The sequence below is a fragment of the Paeniroseomonas aquatica genome (assembly GCF_030409335.1).
GTDB classification, from domain to species: Bacteria; Pseudomonadota; Alphaproteobacteria; order Acetobacterales; family Acetobacteraceae; genus Belnapia; species Belnapia aquatica.
Genome location: NZ_JAUFPN010000224.1, coordinates 1 through 642 on the forward strand (window position 1 = coordinate 1; position 642 = coordinate 642).

1 protein-coding gene is annotated in these 642 nt (G+C 68.5%); it reads left to right on the forward strand.

Features of this window, described 5'->3' with window-relative positions:
- On the forward strand, nt 1-642 hold a 642-nt coding region (locus tag QWZ14_RS28990; RefSeq protein WP_290320545.1), incomplete at both ends, for an IS701 family transposase.

Sequence of the window (642 nt, forward strand, 5' to 3'; positions counted from 1 at the left end):
TTCGCCGCGCTGATCCTATGCTTCGCGCCACTCTTCCAGCAACGGAGTTGGCGGCATGCCGAGGTGCTACTGCTCGGTGCAATCCTGACACCGGGCCGGCGCACGGTGGCCAGCATCCTCCGGATTACTGGGCTCTGCCGGGAGCGGCGGTTCGTCAACTACCATCGCGTCCTCAACCGTGCTGCCTGGAGCGGACGGGCGGCAGCGCGGTTGCTGCTTGGGTTGCTGCTGGATGCTTTTCTGCCGCGGGGATCGGTCCTGCTGGGCCTTGACGACACCATCGAGCGCCGACGTGGCAAGCGCATCAGCGCCAAGGGGATCTACCGGGATCCGGTCCGCTCCAGCCACGGTCACTTCGTCAAGGCCAGCGGCCTGCGCTGGCTGAGCCTGATGTTGCTGGTGCCGATCTCCTGGGCTGGGCGGGTCTGGGCGCTGCCCTTCCTGACCGCCCTTGCCCCGTCCGAGCGGTACTGCCGCGAGCGCCGGCGGCGCCACAAGAAGCTCACCGACTGGGGGCGGCAGCTGGTCCTGCAGGCTCGCCGCTGGATGCCGGATCGGCAGGTCATTCTGGTGACCGACAGCGGCTTCTCCGCCCTCGAGTTCCTGGCCGCGCTGCGACGCCAGGGAGTCACCTGCGTCACC